Here is a 15,700-nt window from a genome sequence, read left to right on the forward strand (position 1 = left end):
CGATTCACTAACCCTGGAAGCCGCCAAGATCAACATCGTGTTGAGCGGCTACCCGGTGCCTCCATGCACCCTGCCAGCTCAGCAGGCCCCGAAAAGGGCCAGTTCGACCAGAGCTTCATCGTGGGCGCGCTCGACGATTTTATCTCGTGGGGGCAGTCTTATTCGCTTTGGCCGTTTCCCTTTGCGACCGCCTGCTGCGGCATCGAGTACATGGCGACAAGTGCCTCTGATTTTGATATCGCGCGCTTTGGTGCCGAACGCCCGTCATTCTCACCACGCCAGGCAGACATGATTCTCGTGCTCGGCACCATCACCTACAAGATGGCTCCGGTATTGCGCAATATTTACGAACAGCTCGCCGACCCAAGATACGTGGTTTCGGTCGGGGCCTGCGCGTCGTCGGGGGGTATGTTCCACACCTACGCGGTGCTGCAGGGCATCGACCGCATTCTGCCGGTCGATGTGTACGTTCCGGGTTGCCCTCCCCGCCCTGAGGCGATTCTCGAAGCGGTGATGCAGCTGCAGAAAAAATTGCGCGCGCAGACAATTGAAGAACGCCGCGAAGAAATTCGCCATAAGTTGGCGTTAATCGAAGAGAAAAATCGTCCCATAGTCGTAGAGTGAGGGTTCGTTAACAGCGATAATTTGCCCAAAAGGTGAGGTCAGACATGGCAGCGCAATATTACGACATTCAAGATTCGCGGCGCATCTTCGGCAGCGAAGTCGAGCTGATGAAGTTTCTGAAGTCGCTGCTGATCAAGGATTACAAGATATACGAGATGCAGAATGAAAAGGGCACCATCGTGCCCTACCACGCGCACGCTCACACTGAAACAATTCTCGTACTCGAGGGCGTCATGCGCCTTATCATCGAAGAAGACATCGTCGATATTTATCCTGGGCAAATGGTGACGATTCAGCCATTCGCAGTCCATATGGCGGCTTTTCCGCAAGAGTCGGGCGCGCGCTTCTATTTACTGTATTCTGAGCGCGGTAAGCAGAAACTTTTTCCTCAGCAGGATTAACCACTTTAACGCAGCTCATAGCCGTTCAGCATCTGCATCTCTTTTGGGCTCGCGCGATAGGGTCGCACAAAAGCCTGCGGCGCCTGCCTTTGCAGATTACTGAGCAGCCGTTCGGCATCGGCGTTCTCGCCGGTAATTTTGATGATCTCTTCAAGTAGAAGCCGGGCATCGTAAAACCGGCGTTCGGCGAGCTTCACCTCGACCAGCGGCCAGATATAGCGCGCTTCTGAACCAAATAGGGAATAAATAGCGAGCGCATGCCGGGCCGCAGCCTTAGTCTGCCTCGCCGCCGCAGCGATGCGGTAAAGCGCCAGGTAGCTGCCCTCACGGTCAGGCCGGCTGAGCTTCGCGCGCTCGAAACATGCCAGTGCGAGAGGTATTTTTTGCTTCTTCTCCATGGCATCACACTCCGCGGTATCGACCGCAGCCATTGCCGGTTCGATCGTCTCGAGCACCTGTTTCGCAGCCTGCCTGTCTCCCTGCCGGCCCAGCACTATCGCATAGCGTATATGCGTCGCCGAATCTGACTTATTGACAGCCAGATATTTCTCATAAAACTTCTTCGCCTGTGTCCATTTGCCGCGATCATCGTATTGTACCGCCAGATACGCATAAGCTTCGGGCTTATTATAGCCGTGTTCCATTGCGCGTTCATACATGTTGACGGCCTCTTCGTGCCGGCCGAGTGCCAGCAGTGCCTCGGCAGAGAGAACTTCAGCCTCGAGCTGTGTATTCTGATCGCTATTCATCTGCAAGGTGACACGAAGCGAATCGAGTGCGTTCAAGAAGCGCCGGCGCTCAAAATGTTCGCGTGCCCGCTCGAGAAAATCTTCGGCAGTGACAGGTTGTGCGCGGTGTAATGAAACAACCGTGAAGAGCAATACGCAATGCCGCAAGAGCGACATCGCCCACCGCATATCAGAACCTCACGCCGAACGAAAGCTGAAGACCGATCGCATGGTTGCGCTCAGAGCCGGGTGTGCCTTCGAAGAACAATTGCTCCCGCAGAATGTAGCGGTTTTTAAACATCTGCGCGGCGAACAGCGTGACGATGAACGAATTGCCGCGGTACGATGAGAAGGCGTTTCCGGTGGTTGCTCCGGTTGAATTGAAGCCGAAATAACCCTGGCCGTTGCCGAAACTTGTCAGGTTCGTATTGCCGGTATTCTGAAAGTAGAGCCGATTGGTGAGTAAAAAACCCCAGGTCGTGGCAACCTTGTCGAACTCGCGCTGCAACTTGCCGAACTCCATACCAATCGAGAGGTCATAAGTACCGAAATAGTGACCCACGGCATCGGTGCCGGTTGTCGGCTTGTATTCGGTGAGGTAAATTTCGTCGATCACGAATTTCACGATAATATCGGTGAACGGGCCTTTGCTGATCGGTTGCTTTTCGTCGACAACCGAACCCAGCTGCAGCCGCAGATTACGGCGGTATTCGATTTCAACCTTCGCCACGTCGAAAGACGTGCTCTTCGGCGCGCTTTCAGCATCGCGAAACAGATAACGGGGGTATATGCGCAGAACGAAAAATGTCAGATCGTCGCGGCCGCCCATAAAGAGACCGAATTTTGTGTCTGAGATTGAAGTATAATCGGTATTCTGAATATACGTCGTCGTCGACACGGGCACGGTGCTGTTCTCGACATTCAGCTGGCTGAAGAGAATGCCGCCGCCGAAAAAGAAGTACTTGAAGTTGTACTGCATCTCGATCTTCTGCGAGCCTGCATAAAACGTGGGCTGCAAAATGCCGTAATATGGCGTCTGGCCATTCAATCTGAACGTCAGCTCGCGCAACGGATTGAACTCCGCATAGGCGCCCGCAGGTGTCTGCAAAACCCCTGCAGGTTTATAGAGATTCAGCGCCGTCGACTGTTTATCGATGACGCCGATTGCCGAAGCAAACACACCCACCTCACCGATCACTTCGGGCCGTGCCTCGCAGTTCGGGTTTGTGGCCGGGTCACCGGTCAGATCATTGCGTGCGTCATAAATTTTTTGCTCGGCGAGTTTCGAGTACGCATCGGGTAACCACTTTTGAACCGACGCGTTGCGCGGGTCGAGCTTCAGCGTGGTTTCACCAGAGAAAACCGCATCTTTGTAGAGCCCCATGGTGTACTGCATTCGCCCGAGGCTCGCCCATGATACCGTCTGCTGTGGATTGCGCACGACCGCTTTTTGGTAGTTTTCCAGCGCCTTGTTCTTATCGCCCGCAAGCTCGTACGTGTAGGCAACGTTATGGTATGAGCGCGCGGCGCGTGAATCGTCGAGTGAGATTGCTTTTTGAAAACGATCAGCAGCATCGAGGTAGCGCGAATCATTGGAAAGGTCGATACCTTCCCAGTTGAGCTTATCTACCTCAGCCGCAAGGTCTTTGCTGCTTTTTTTCTGGTTCTGTGCACCGGCTGCAGAGGCGAAAAACAACATCGCCAGCAAAAAATAGGAGTATGGATTGCGCATTTTCATAGTCGGTTAGACGCCCCGTCTGGGTAAATATCGACTTATTATGCTATACGATATAGCTTATTTTGCTGCCGCCAAGGAGGGCGTCCAGGCAGAATTTATGCTATACGATATAGCTTATTTTGCTGCCGCCAGGGCAGCGACTAGACGCGTTCTTTGAGGCTCTTCGACAGATTGCTGACTTTTTCTGCCAGCTCTTGAACGCTTTGGCGCGCCATCGGGTCAACTTGTTCGAGGTAACCCTGAATCGCACGGCTCACCTCGGTGGCACGCTTTTCATAGTCACGAATCGCCTGAATCGATTTTTCAATGAGTTCATCGAGTTTCTCGTTGGTATCTTCGGCTGTGTTTGAGGCCGCGATACGCTGGCTGAGTTGCTGAATATCACGGTCGAGCACGGTGAGCCCGTGCCGCACTTCTTCGGTGACTGAGATCAGGGCTTCGATGCCGCTGCGCAAAGCCTTTTTCAGTGTCTCTTCCATGGCGGCAAAAAACGTTATTTGCATCGAATGTACATCTTTTCGGAATATTCCGTTCAGGCCATGACATCTTTCGTGGCCGATTCGAGATCGGCAGAAATATTGAAAACCGACAAGAGCCGCGTCACCTCAAAGATGTTTTGAATCTGCTCATTGAGGCCGCAAATCACTACTTTAGAACTCTCGCGCTTTTTGACCATGCTGACAAAACTCACGAGCACCCCAATACCAGACGAATCGACGAATGCCAGTTCGGTCAGGTCGAGCACAAATCGGGCAATACCCTTTTCGAGGTGCTTCACGAGCGCCGTTCTGAGCTCAGGCGCTGAAAACATATTCAGATCGCCGGTCAGCTGTACAACAGTGAAGTTCGGTTCGTCTTTAAAACTGAATGTTAGGCCTTTGTTTTTGTCGAGCATGCGACTCGGCCGTACTGCAAACAGACATAGTAAGTCAAGTTCTACTTTCGGTATTCTTTCTCAAACAGTTCTTTTTCAACCGCGGCGCACAATATATGCCCGATGAGTATATGGCATTCTTGAATACGTGGGGTTTCGTCTGACGGCACACGTACGCAATAATCGACCATGTCGGCCATTTTACCGCCTTTCATGCCGGTAAGCCCAATCGTTTTTAATCCTATTTTTTTAGCAACTTCAAGCGAATGTAAAACGTTTTTGGAATTGCCTGAGGTTGAGATCGCGATATAGATGTCACCCGGCTGTGCATTCGCTTCAAGCTGGCGCGAGAAAAGCAGTTCGTAACCATAGTCGTTGCCTATTGCAGTCAGCGCCGAGGTATCGGTCGTGAGTGCAATACTCGCGAGCGCGGGCCGGTCGAAATAAAAGCGACTGACAAATTCTGCCGCAATATGCTGCGCGTCTGCTGCACTGCCGCCATTGCCGGCGATCAGGGTCTTCTTGCCTGCCTTATAGGCCGCGATCACATCGGCACAGATCTTATCGAGCTGGTTAATGTTCGCTTCGTCAGCAAGGTAACGTTCTTTGACGCTGATCGAATCTTTAACCTGCGCACGAATGTAGTCTTTCATTAGACTCAATATAATAAAATCAGCTGGCGGTGAAAAGCTTTTTGAAGGCTTCTGGCACCGGGGCTTCGACGACGACGTCTTTGCCATCTGGGCCACGAAATTCGAGCCGGCGTGCATGCAGCATGAGCCGGTCGGCTGGTTCACCGCCGTAAGTTCGGTCGCCGATTATCGGCATGCCGAATTCAGAGAGATGCACACGCAGCTGGTGCGTTCGACCCGTGACAGGCTCGGCGCGAACCAGAGCCCTGGGTTCAAGCGTCTGCAGAATTTCGAAACGGCTAAAGGCAAAAGAGCCTTCGGGCTTCGCGCCCGTTTTGCCATGCGCAGCCAGCCATTCGGTGGATGCATAACGATTGTGTTTCTTCTCTGCGCGCACGAGCTCGTTCTTGATTTCCCACTTTTTTTCGCGCATGCCGGGCTTCATCTTCGTCGCAGCCACATACTCTTTTTTGATGAGATTTTCCTGAAAGAGGTTGGCGGCAAAAACATTCATCGCAGGGTCGGTCGTAAAAAGTATACATCCCGATGTTTCCGCATCAAGGCGGTGGTGAATTCCAAGGTACATGGTCTCCGGCGAAGAGCGCGTCGTGTTTGCCAGCAGTCGCTTCAGCGCCGCGACGAGGTTGTCGCGTGCATTGTCGAGCGTCGGCACTGTCGGCAGGCGTGGTGGTTTGTTCACGACGATGAGTCCGTTTTGGTGGTAGAGAATATCTGACGGGTTCAGGTCTGGCACATTCTGTTGCCGCGCCTGCGGCAGCCTGTCTGCCTTGTATTCGACACGCACTTCGATGCCGGCAAATACGGGTTTTGAAGCAATGCGGCAACGGCTGCCGTTGAGATAGGCTGCGCCGATCATAATCAGCTTGCGCACCATGCCCCGCGAGACGCCGCCTTCGACGCGCTCAGTCAAAAGAGCGTGCAAGACTTTATCAAAACGTTCGCCGTGCAGTTTCTGCGGGTTCTTGAAACCGTAAGTTGCCATGGCTCAGCTTTTCAGCTTCGCCTCAATCGCCCGCCAATCCACTTTGCCGAACGGTGTCTGGTGGTATTCCAAGAGTGCTGCGACGAGTCTGCCCGCTGCGACGCCCGAGCCATTGATCGTGTGCACGTATTCGTTTTTGCCCGCTTCGTTCTTGTAACGTATTTTTGCGCGCCGTGCCTGAAAGTCTTTGAAGTTTGAGCATGAAGAAATCTCGAGCCAGCGTTTGAGGCCCGGCATATAGATTTCGAGGTCATAGGTAATCGAAGAGGTGAAGCCCATGTCGCCCGAACACAGACTCAGCACGCGGTAGGTAAGGCCCAATTTTTGCAGCACGCGTTCGGCATCGTGTGTGAGAGAAATCCACTCTTTTTCTGATTCTTCAGGTCTGACGAATTTCACGAGCTCAACCTTGTTGAACTGGTGTACACGCACGAGCCCCCGTGTGTCTTTACCTGCGCTGCCCGCCTCGCGGCGAAAGCAGGGCGTGAATGCAGTGAGTTTAATGGGCAATTCGGCCGCATTCAGAATTTCGTCGGCGTAAAGGTTCGTCAGCGGCACTTCGCCCGTGGGTATCAGCGAGAGGCCGTCTTTCTCCATGCGGTAATATTCATCATTGAATTTGGGAAACTGCCCAGTGCCGAACATGCACTCGTCTTTCACCAAAAGCGGCACCATGCGCTCTTTGTAGCCCGCCTCAGCGTGCAGGTCGAGCATGAGGTTGGCAAGTTGGCGTTCGAGCCGCGCGATCTGCTCGTTGTAGACATAGAAGCGCGCACCCGAAATCTTAACGCCACGCTCGAAATCGACCAGTGATTGCGATTCTGCAATTTCATAGTGGGGCTTTACCTCAAAATCAAATTGGGGTATCTCACCCACCGTGCGCACGACGACATTTTCAGTTTCATCTTTGCCTGCGGGCACTTTTTCATCGAGAATGTTCGGCAGGCGCGCCAGCAGGTTCTGAAACCTCTCTTCTATCGGCGCCTCTTCTTCTTTGAGTGCCTTGAGGCGGTCGGCCACGTCTTTCATCGTTTCGCGCAACGCATCGAACTCGGCCTGCTTTCCCTGCGCCTTGAGCTCGCCGAGTTTCTTCGACTGCACATTGCGCTCATTCGAGAGCGCCTCAACCTCGCGAATCATTAATCTGCGCTTTTCGGCCGCTTCTTTCAGGTCTGCGGCCGAAGCCGTGTCACCGCGCTTCGCGAGACTCTGCAGCACACGCTCAAAGCCTTCGTCGGTTTTCAGCAGCTGGTGATCAATCATGGGAAAAAGTGATTATTTCAAACAGGCTGCAAAGCCGTTAACTGTGCGAGCTGCAAGCGGAGTAAGCCGCGCTGAGTTCTTGTGCAATCTCTTCGACCTGACTCGGGTCTATCCGCTGGGCCAGAAAGCGACATAACTCTTCGGGCGAGTCGGGTAGCACCCGCTCTATGTCTTCAAAAGAGGTAGTTACCACATTGTGCCGTTCATATAAATGCGCCACCACGGTATAGAATTGCTGCAGAGAAACGCCGCCCCCGGCGAATCGGCCGAGCGCGCGGTGCAACGTATGGTCAGACGCGAGCCGCGCATACGCAAACAGAGTAGCGGTACTTGCCCAGGCGAAAAAATCCCCCGTGTACGCCTTTCTGTCTTTCGCGAGGCAGTCATAGCTGAGGCAAATGCCCTCGCCATAAAAAGAAAAATTCTGCGGGTGCGGCCACAACGAAATCTGCCGGTGCGGCGAACCTTGCGGGTGGAGCAAACATCCCGTTTTTTGGTTTTGTGTATCCACAAAACCTAAAAACGGGCAAACATAAATGTCGTCGCGCACTCTGTTCGGCAGTGTCACTGCTTCGCGGTCTTTGCGGTATTGTACGATGTTGACCGCGACAGAAATATCAAGTTCGAGAAACTGTCGGGTATTCTCTGCAACCCAGGCGCGGCGATCGGCGTCGCTGCCCTTCAGATTAAATATGCCGCAGCATGCGCTGCACGAAAGCCGTTCGCTCATGCAGGCATCAGCAGCAGTCAACACCGAAGGGTTGGTCATCTATTTCGGTTGGCGCATGCAAAGAATGGTGCCACCGCTTCCGCTGACTGCGCCACAGGTGTCAGAGCTGGTAACGCTCGTAAAGCCAACACCAGAAAGGCCTGAATTACCGAAAGTCGCCGCACCGCCGGTGCTTGTAAACCCTGTGCAGTCTGCCCCCGAGGCTCGGCCATCGATTCGGGTACCGGTAAAAACGGGACGCCCGACATCTTCGAGATTTACCCTGAAGCCACTGCTTGAGAGTTCTGCATAATCGGTCGCAAGCAAAGCATATCCTGAAGACTTTCTGGCTATGAACGGACCGAGCGTGGTCTCAGCGCTACAGCCAGTTGCTTCAATACCCTGGATATTGCAGATGGCATCTACAGCGCCCGCTCCGGAACTTATGGATATCCATGCCCTGAAAGTGCCCGTAAATTGCCTGCTCGTTGCCTCTGCCTGACAGGCACAGTTTGCCGTCGCGATACCACCGGCGAGACAAACGGGGTTTAGACTGCCATTACCCGCAGAAAGAAAAGAACCGTTCGCGAGAGAGCCACCGAACGCGAATACCTCGATACCAAACGAATTATTCGCAACAGCTTTAGCCTTTTCGACAAACCCGATATTGCTGCAATGCGTTACCGCGAGGCCGAGTAAGAGTATTTTTGCGTATCGTTTCATCGCTTTACCTCTAAAACACATACCCTGCTGACAGCAGCAGATTCACGACGCGGCCCGCCTCGTTGCCCTTGTCGAACAGCACCACAGAGCCGAACTCAAGCCCGAATGAGACATTCTGCAAGAATAGCCAGTGCAACGCCACTGCCGAGCGCGCCGCGGGATTGCTGAACGTCTTGCTGTAGATATCGCCCGACGAATTGCCGCCTGAATTGACGGCAAATTTGCCACCGTAATAACCCCCGCCGAGTTCGACGTCGAACCGCCAGCGGTCTGACCAGAAGAACCATGAATAGCCCAGGTTGAGCGTCAGCGGTATAGCCGTCAGCGAACTCGAGAACGAAGCACTCTGCGTTTCGCGTGAATTGAGCTTAAAGAATTGCATGAATGCTCCCGCGTACATACCGCGCCAGACGAGCCGCTTTGCCGAGACTGCGATGCTGCCTGCCGAAGAGTAAGGTTCTTTCAGATCGTCGATCGGTGACGCTACACCCACAGAGAGATTGGCGGTGAAATCTTTGAACGCCCAGACAACGGGTATCTGTTTTTCAAGCTCGAGCTTTTCGCCCTTTTGCGCGGCAGTCGCCTTACCTGCATTCAGCTTCTGCTCTTTCGCAATTTTTGTCATCTCGGCGACGATGTCATCGGCGACTTTGTCGGCGAGACCAAAAATAGAAGCATCGGTCGGGTTGCGCCTCTCGGGTAAGGCGCGATAATTTTCTTTGCTGCCGAGCGAAATGTAGGTATCGACCACAATTTGTTTTTTAGCCGCGTCGTACTTGAACTGGCCGAGAACCAGAATCTGAACGTCATTTCTTGCGCAATATTGCGCGGCCTCGGCCGCATTCAGAATGCCGGTGGATTTAATTTTTCTTCGCGCCGCGTCAGACTTTGCCGGGTCTTCGCGCACGTACTCGAATTTCTGCTGCAGAGATTTGTCGATCGCTTCAGTCAGAGAATTCGGCATATAACCAAAGTTTTTGGTGCCTGTGTCGTCTTCGTAGGTCAATATCGCGACGCGCGCGAGAGATTTGGTTTTATCGGCTGCAGAGAGCTGTACTGCCGAGATCGAAAGGCACGCAAATAATGCCATCAGCTTTTTATAGTCAGCGCGCATGCCGCACAACCATACCTGCAGCGAAGCACCCGGCAAGCATAATTCATTGACGATAAGTCGTGCAGACCCCGAGTGCAGCCATGCAAACATATAAATGGGAAATCCGCCTGATGCTGGTGCTGATTCTGGCGACGGGTATTTTCGCACGTTCGATCGCTATAGAGACGCCTTCATATCTCTCGAAACTCGAGAACGATGTGCTGCAAGAGCTGAATCTCGCGCGCACCAACCCAAAGGCATTCGCGCGGCTGCTCGAAGACTACCGGGCGCAGTTTAACGGCAAGATCGTGAAGAGGCCCGGCAAAATCGATCTGATGACGAGCGAAGGCACGCGAGCCGTCGACGAAGCGATTCGCGCGCTGAAATCGCAGAAGCCATTAGATGCATTTCGCCCATCGAAGGGCATGTCGCTCGCAGCAAAAGACCATGTCAAAGACACCGGCCCGCGCGGTTCGACCGGGCATTTTGGCACCGACGGGTCAAAACCTTTCGACCGCATGAACCGCCACGGCAAGTGGCAAAAGACTGCCGGTGAAAATATCAGTTACGGTAACGACGAGGGTCGCGCGGTAATTATTCAGTTGATCGTCGACGATGCCGTGCCGTCGCGCGGCCACCGCAAGAATATTTACAACGAGGCATTCGGTGTTGTGGGCATCTCATGCGGCGCGCACAAGGTCTACGGCACGATGTGTGTGCAAACCTTTGCCGGTGACTATCAGGAAAGATAGAATAGCCAATGCTATTCTATCTTACAATAGTCGAGCAGGCCCTGTTTGCCGCCTTCGCGGCCGTAACCCGATTCTTTATAACCGCCGAAGGGCGATGTCGGGTCAAATTTGTTGAACGTGTTAATCCACACGACACCTGCGCGCAGCGCATTTGCCATCTTCATCGCCTTTGAGCCCTTGTCTGTCCAGATGCCGGCCGAAAGGCCGTAAGGCGTGTTGTTGGCTTTTTCAACTGCTTCGTCGGGAGTTCTGAACGTCATGACCGAAAGCACCGGCCCGAAAATTTCTTCGCGCGCGATGCGGCTCGACGAGGTCACGTTGGTGAAAAACGTAGGCTGAAACCAGAAACCTTTGTCGGGCAGCTTGCCAGCCTTCTGGTGCATCACTGCGCCCTCTGCGACGCCCGAGTCGGCGAGCTCACAGATTTTGTTGAGCTGCATTTTTGAATTGATCGCGCCAATGTCGGTATTTTTGTCGAGCGGATTTCCCACGCGCAGAGTCTGCAGGCGACGGAAAAGCTTCTTCACAACAACGTCATGAATCGACTCTTGCACGAGCAGCCTTGAACCCGCACAGCACACATGGCCCTGGTTAAAGTAGATACCATTGACGATACCTTCGACCGCCTGATCGATCGCAGCGTCTTCAAAGATGATGTTTGCCGCTTTGCCACCGAGCTCGAGTGTCATTTTTTTACCCGAGCCTGCGAGGGCCTGCTGAATTTTTTTGCCAACAAGAGTTGAGCCCGTGAAAGCCACTTTGTTCACGTCGGCGTGCGACACCACCGATGCCCCGGTTGCGCCGGCGCCGGTGACGATGTTGACCACACCGTCTGGCAGTTCTGCCTCTTGCAGAATCTGCGCGAGAAAAAGCGAGGTGAGCGGCGTCGTTTCAGCCGGTTTCAGCACAACCGTATTGCCGCACGCAAGCGCTGGTGCGAGTTTCCAAGCGGCCATCAGCAATGGAAAGTTCCAGGGTATCACCTGCCCCGCGACACCGAGAGGCTTCAGTGTGCGGCCGGGAAACGCATAGTCCAGTTTATCGGCCCAACCCGCATAATAGAAAAAGTGCGCAGCCGCGAGCGGCACATCGACGTCGCGCGATTCACGAATCGGCTTGCCGCCGTCGATCGACTCGAGCACCGCCAGTTCGCGCGCATGGTCTTGAATGAGCCGCGCAATGCGGTAGATGTATTTTGCGCGCTCTTTGCCGGGAAGCTTCGACCAGACTTTGTTGTAAGCCTGCCGCGCGGCCTTCACGGCGAGATCGACGTCAGCCTCGCCCGCTTCGGCGACGTCGGCGATTTTTTGCTCGGTTGCCGGGTTAATCGAGGCGAAATATTTACCGCTTTTGGGAGCGACGAATTTGCCGTTGATGAAGAGATTGTATTTCGGGGCAATCTTGACAATCGCTGCCGACTCGATACTTTCAGAGTATTCCCAGGCTTTGCCAAATTGAATGATGTCGGTTTTGGCGCTCGCCGCAGCGACGACTGCCGTTTTCTTTTTTACCGGCGCCGGGGTCTTTGCTTTCGCTTTCTTTTTCGCAGCCATGTTACCTCAGATTTTTATTTTTATCAACCGGCAGATCGGGCAGGTTCAGCGCTTCAATCGCTTCGTGCAAAAACATGACGGTGAAGCGCGCCGTCTCGCGCACCGATTTGCCCTGAAAGAAGTTCGCCACTTCGAGACGCGTGTCGACCATAATATGGTCGTCTTTATTGAAGCATTTAGGGCCGTTGGCCTGAATATCTTCGTAGACGTTTTTCCAGAATTCGTGAATTTTCTTGAGAAACGCGCCACCGTCGAACATGAACTGGCGCTGCTGCCGCGTGCGCATGTCTTTGAGCTGCGCTTTGGAATCTTCACGCACCGCGCGTGGAATATCTTCGATTGTTTCGCATAGAATTTTCATCTGGCGTTTGAGGCTTTCAAGCACTGAAAAATGGCTGTCGCGTTCAGCAGAGAGCGCGAAATCAAGTTTAATTTTGCCGAGCGCCGGGTAGAAGGTGTTTTCCCAGGCGACGAGTACAGAACCCAGGACGTTGATTTCGAGCTCGTCTGAGTTGGGCGAAATGCGCGCCATGGGCAATTTGCCGAGCGTTGGATATGTCTCGCCTATATCCTCAATGCTTTTCTTTTTGCCATAAGTCGGCACGGTGCCGGGGTTGGCTTGCAAGAACTGGTCGGCACTGCCGCCCGGGGCAATCGCCTCCATCTTGTCGCGTATTTTCTTGAGTTCGATCTTCGCTTTGCCTTGTTGATCGGCGTTGCGCGAGGTACGTATGATACCTTCGTATTGACGAGCCAGTTTTTGCAGGGTCATGAGCTCGTTTTTCTGAGCTTCGCTGAGAGACATGTGCTACGTGGGCCTACTCATAGGCTTTGCTGTAAAGCAAAAAGCTGCCAAGTGAGCCGTAATGACGCCAGGCGCCATTACGGCTCACTTGAAATCAAAAAAGACCGCGGAACTCAGAAAAGACAATGGCCGCATCGCGCGGGCCGGGGGCGGCCTCAGGGTGGTATTGCACACTCAGAATCTTGTAACGGCCGCCCAGAATACGAAAACCTTCGGCGCTCAGGTCGTTCGCATTGACCTCAAACCGGGCGTCGCTTTCGGTGACCGCCTTGAGCGAAGCCTCATCGACGGCAAAACCATGGTTTTGTGACGTGATGATGACTTGTTTGCGGTAATCAGCTTTGACGGGCTGGTTACCGCCGTGGTGACCGAATTTGAGCTTGTAGGTCTTTGCGCCGAGCGCGAGCGCGAGCATCTGGTGACCAAGGCAAATACCGAGGCAGGGTTTGCCCGTCGCCGTCAGGTCGCGAATGTTTGCCACGCCGTTGGTGACGACTGCCGGGTCACCGGGGCCGTTGCTGAAAAAGAAGCCCTGAAACTTGTTCGCGTCAAAACCCTGTTCGGCCAATGGTGTATCGCCCGCAAATACCTGAGGATAAAAACCCTGCTGAATCAATTCTCTGAGTATGTTGTATTTTATACCGAAATCGAGTACTGCAATAGGTGTAAGCGTTTCTTTCGCAATATTCTGCGCCTGCAGATAAGTGACGACAAAAGCGTTGGCATCGACACCGTCAAAACCCCTGACAAGATTCTTGCCGTCCATGGAAGGCTCGGCAGCCACGAGTGCGGCAAAGCGAGCCGCGTCTTTGCCTGTGCCGGCAAAGATGCCTGCAGTTTGCGCTCCCCCCTCACGGATTTTTCGCACGACCGCCCGCGTGTCGACGCCCGTTATGCCCGAAATATTCTGCTCGGTGAGAAACTCTGCGACGGTCTGCGTCGAGCGAAAATTACTCGGGATCTCGCAAAGGTCACGCACGACGACACCCGATAGCCAGGCTTTCTTCGATTCGAAGTCTTCTTTGTTGATGCCGTAATTGCCGAATGAGGGATATGTAAAGCAAACGATCTGGCCGCTGTAGCTGGGGTCGGTGAGTATCTCTTGATAACCCGACATGGCGGTCTGAAAGACGGCCTCGCCAAACGCCCCCTGACCCTGTGGGGCGGCCCCAAACAGCCTGCCCTCAAAGAACGTGCCGTCTGCGAAGACGATTACGCCTGGGCGGATTTCAGAGCTCACAGAGACACTCTCGGCCAGACAGACACGCCGTGGAGTCTTTTCGGCAATTGATTCTGACGGTTTTCCGCAGGAAAACCGTTAGAATAACTTCAATTCACGGGCGAGTTCAAAGATATTGCCCACATCTTTCTGCCGCTGAATCAAATCATCTTCTGACAAGATCTTACGCACTGCGCTCTCGGGCAGATTCTGCATTTTATGGAAGTTTTCCCGGTAGTATATCAAGGGTAATTTCTTGCAGAAGATGTGGCTCTGAAAATGGAATACCTGGTGCGCGATCAGAAACCGCATGGTGTCATAGTCTTCAACGGCTTCGGCAGTGATGATCGCCTCGCGGTTGTCGGCGAGACGAATGCAATAGTCGATAAACGCCAGGTTATCCAAAAATTTGGTCTGGTCTTCTTCGGGCTTAAATTTGAAGCTAATCGGGTCGAGCTTGAACTCTTTGATCATTTCACCCAGGTCAAGAATCACCTGGTGGCTCTGGCTCTTGACGCCAAAGTCGTCAGCTGCAAATGAAATACCGAATTGAAAGAAATAACGGCAGACGTCTTTCAATTTGATTTCGTGCTCTTCATAAGGTTTTTCAACCAGCTCAAGGCGCACGTTTTGCGGGTTGAGCTTCTGGCGCAGCAAGAGTTCGTTGAAACGAAAAACCTTCTCGGCTGACGGAAAAGTATCGATCAGAGTCTGCGGCGACACATTGAATTTCAGAAGCCCAGGTGCTTCGTGGCAGGCCATGACGATTTTCTCAAGAATCAATAGTTCGACACGGTTTATATCCTGATCATCGGGTATGTCGCGCAGCAGTTCTGAATAACTCGCGTAAAGTTCTCCGCCGACAAAAACTTCGCCGCCCTTGATTGAGTAGAGTTCTTTTTTGGGGTCAAAATAAATAATCGGTTGAATCACCGCATTCGCCTCGACGTTGGCGAAATAGTCGTTGGCCCGGTTCAGGTATGTCCAGCTCCAGCGGACAAGGTTGTCTTTGAGGTTTTTATGTGCAGCACGCACCAGCTCGTCGAAGATCTCTTGCGCATCAGAAATATAATTGCACTGCGTACGCCCGATGCCGAAGTCAAAACTGCCATGGCCGTCTTTCGGCGCCTCGCCGTGAAACTTGCCCATCGCCCCGTCGATATTCGGCAAGAACCCGGGCGCGTCATCGGCCGGCACGATGCCGACATAGAAGCGGTGTTCGTCGCCGAGAACATAACAGTGTATATGCTGGTTGGCCTCGGTGTTGACCTTCGAGACATATTCAGGTATCTGCTGCAGAAATTCGTCGATGCGCATGCCCTTGAGCTTCTCGACGAGCATCAAGAAAAGCGGTTTGCCGCGGTTGCGATCGATAAACGTATTGCGAAAATTCTTTTCGGCATCGGCGAGGCCAAAGTTTTCGACGGTTCGTTGTAATATAGAGCGCAAGGGAGAGGTCACCGTTGTCCATATTAGATCGCACGGGACTCGCCGCAAAGGCCAAAACATCGAAAATGGCGGCCCTGATAGTTCGTTTGCGAAACCTGCTCAAGGTATTCGTGCAATCAGCCGATGTGACATAA

At 53.3% G+C, this 15,700-nt stretch carries 17 protein-coding genes; 3 read left to right on the forward strand and 14 right to left on the reverse strand.

Translation table 11 applies throughout. The features are described 5' to 3' along the window. The first annotated feature begins 63 nt into the window (after window positions 1-63). Together TURPA_RS02330 and TURPA_RS02335 are read left to right on the forward strand one after the other, a co-directional pair. Window positions 64-624: an NADH-quinone oxidoreductase subunit B gene (locus tag TURPA_RS02330; RefSeq protein WP_014801671.1), complete on the forward strand. Its 561-nt coding sequence runs from the start codon at window positions 64-66 to the stop codon at window positions 622-624. A 44-nt stretch (window positions 625-668) separates the two neighbouring features. Beyond that, window positions 669-1,025, forward strand: a complete 357-nt coding sequence (locus TURPA_RS02335; protein ID WP_014801672.1) for a cupin domain-containing protein — start codon at window positions 669-671, stop codon at window positions 1,023-1,025. A gap of 5 nt (window positions 1,026-1,030) precedes the next feature. Here TURPA_RS02335 and TURPA_RS02340 read toward each other — a convergent pair whose 3' ends face one another. The 10 genes from TURPA_RS02340 to TURPA_RS02385 form a co-directional block, all read right to left on the reverse strand. Further along, complete coding sequence (locus TURPA_RS02340) at window positions 1,031-1,942, reverse strand: tetratricopeptide repeat protein (RefSeq protein WP_014801673.1); 912 nt, start codon at window positions 1,940-1,942, stop codon at window positions 1,031-1,033. Between the two features lies 1 nt (window position 1,943). Beyond that, window positions 1,944-3,485, reverse strand: coding sequence for a tetratricopeptide repeat protein (locus tag TURPA_RS02345; protein ID WP_157210366.1), 1,542 nt, complete (start codon window positions 3,483-3,485; stop codon window positions 1,944-1,946). A gap of 146 nt (window positions 3,486-3,631) precedes the next feature. Beyond that, window positions 3,632-3,994, reverse strand: coding sequence for a hypothetical protein (locus TURPA_RS02350; RefSeq protein WP_014801675.1), 363 nt, complete (start codon window positions 3,992-3,994; stop codon window positions 3,632-3,634). Window positions 3,995-4,023: 29 nt separating this feature from the next. Beyond that, entirely contained in the window at window positions 4,024-4,386 is a 363-nt protein-coding gene (locus TURPA_RS02355; protein WP_014801676.1) for an STAS domain-containing protein, read from the reverse strand. A 41-nt stretch (window positions 4,387-4,427) separates the two neighbouring features. Continuing rightward, entirely contained in the window at window positions 4,428-5,018 is a 591-nt protein-coding gene (locus tag TURPA_RS02360; RefSeq protein ID WP_014801677.1) for a D-sedoheptulose-7-phosphate isomerase, read from the reverse strand. A gap of 19 nt (window positions 5,019-5,037) precedes the next feature. Next, window positions 5,038-6,000: an RluA family pseudouridine synthase gene (locus TURPA_RS02365; protein WP_014801678.1), complete on the reverse strand. Its 963-nt coding sequence runs from the start codon at window positions 5,998-6,000 to the stop codon at window positions 5,038-5,040. 3 nt (window positions 6,001-6,003) lie between these two features. Continuing rightward, on the reverse strand, window positions 6,004-7,263 hold the full coding sequence (serS, locus tag TURPA_RS02370) for a serine--tRNA ligase (protein WP_014801679.1): 1,260 nt from the start codon (window positions 7,261-7,263) through the stop codon (window positions 6,004-6,006). A 37-nt stretch (window positions 7,264-7,300) separates the two neighbouring features. Further along, window positions 7,301-7,993 (reverse strand): hypothetical protein, encoded by a 693-nt coding sequence (locus TURPA_RS21295; RefSeq protein ID WP_169314391.1) that lies wholly within the window; start codon window positions 7,991-7,993, stop codon window positions 7,301-7,303. A gap of 39 nt (window positions 7,994-8,032) precedes the next feature. Beyond that, window positions 8,033-8,695, reverse strand: a complete 663-nt coding sequence (locus TURPA_RS02380; RefSeq protein ID WP_014801681.1) for a hypothetical protein — start codon at window positions 8,693-8,695, stop codon at window positions 8,033-8,035. Between the two features lie 10 nt (window positions 8,696-8,705). Next, the gene (locus tag TURPA_RS02385) at window positions 8,706-9,809 is read right to left on the reverse strand and encodes a hypothetical protein (RefSeq protein ID WP_014801682.1); all 1,104 of its coding nucleotides are present in this window, start codon (window positions 9,807-9,809) and stop codon (window positions 8,706-8,708) included. An 80-nt stretch (window positions 9,810-9,889) separates the two neighbouring features. Between TURPA_RS02385 and TURPA_RS02390 the strand changes: the two genes are divergently transcribed. Beyond that, window positions 9,890-10,540 carry a CAP domain-containing protein gene (locus TURPA_RS02390; RefSeq protein WP_014801683.1) on the forward strand — a complete coding sequence of 217 codons (651 nt, stop codon included), beginning with the start codon at window positions 9,890-9,892 and terminating at the stop codon, window positions 10,538-10,540. A gap of 11 nt (window positions 10,541-10,551) precedes the next feature. Here the strand turns inward: TURPA_RS02390 and TURPA_RS02395 are convergent, their stop codons facing one another. From TURPA_RS02395 to TURPA_RS02410, 4 genes are all read right to left on the reverse strand, one after another. Beyond that, window positions 10,552-12,093 carry an aldehyde dehydrogenase family protein gene (locus TURPA_RS02395; protein WP_014801684.1) on the reverse strand — a complete coding sequence of 514 codons (1,542 nt, stop codon included), beginning with the start codon at window positions 12,091-12,093 and terminating at the stop codon, window positions 10,552-10,554. A 1-nt stretch (window position 12,094) separates the two neighbouring features. Then, on the reverse strand, window positions 12,095-12,898 hold the full coding sequence (locus TURPA_RS02400; protein ID WP_014801685.1) for a hypothetical protein: 804 nt from the start codon (window positions 12,896-12,898) through the stop codon (window positions 12,095-12,097). Window positions 12,899-12,992: 94 nt separating this feature from the next. After that, on the reverse strand, window positions 12,993-14,138 hold the full coding sequence (carA, locus tag TURPA_RS02405) for a glutamine-hydrolyzing carbamoyl-phosphate synthase small subunit (RefSeq protein WP_014801686.1): 1,146 nt from the start codon (window positions 14,136-14,138) through the stop codon (window positions 12,993-12,995). Window positions 14,139-14,216: 78 nt separating this feature from the next. After that, window positions 14,217-15,626 (reverse strand): EAL domain-containing protein, encoded by a 1,410-nt coding sequence (locus TURPA_RS02410; RefSeq protein WP_014801687.1) that lies wholly within the window; start codon window positions 15,624-15,626, stop codon window positions 14,217-14,219. Between the last annotated feature and the right edge of the window lie 74 nt (window positions 15,627-15,700).

The sequence above is a fragment of the Turneriella parva DSM 21527 genome (assembly GCF_000266885.1).
Classification (GTDB): domain Bacteria; phylum Spirochaetota; class Leptospiria; order Turneriellales; family Turneriellaceae; genus Turneriella; species Turneriella parva.